Origin of the sequence: Pseudomonas juntendi (assembly GCF_009932375.1) — a bacterium.
Lineage (GTDB): Bacteria > Pseudomonadota > Gammaproteobacteria > Pseudomonadales > Pseudomonadaceae > Aquipseudomonas > Aquipseudomonas juntendi.
Genome location: NZ_BLJG01000300.1, coordinates 1 through 441, shown reverse-complemented (window position 1 = coordinate 441; position 441 = coordinate 1). Strand labels below are relative to the sequence as shown.

The following is a 441-nucleotide window of genomic DNA, read 5'->3' as shown; positions in this document are numbered from 1 at the left end:
TCGGTGCCCGCAGGCACCACCTGCCAGTTGGTCAGCTTCTCGGCAATGTGCGCCAGTTCTGCCGGGGTGTACTGCTTCATGGGCCTGGACTCGAACCACTGCTCGGCCAGCAGGTTGGCCAGCTTGCGGGTGAACACTTCGCCCAGCACGGTCTTCAGTTCGGCATTGGCGCGCTCGGTTTGCATCTGCTGCAGCCAGGTGAGTGCATCGCGGTCGGGCAACAGGTTGATCTCGACAGTGTCACCGGCTTCCCAGAACGACGAGATCTGCAGGATTGCCGGGCCACTCAGGCCACGGTGGGTGAACAGCAGGTTTTCGCGGAAGCTGGTGCCGTTGCAGGTGGCCGTGCAATCAAGCGAAGTGCCGGACAGCTCGCTGCACAATGCCTTGAGTTGTGGCTCGGTGATGGTGAACGGCACCAGCCCGGCGCGGGTCGGCAGC

At 63.5% G+C, this 441-nt stretch carries 1 protein-coding gene; it reads right to left on the bottom strand.

The window, feature by feature from the left end:
- On the bottom strand, positions 1 to 441 hold a 441-nt coding region (locus GYA94_RS25040), incomplete at both ends, for a BaiN/RdsA family NAD(P)/FAD-dependent oxidoreductase (protein ID WP_174824207.1).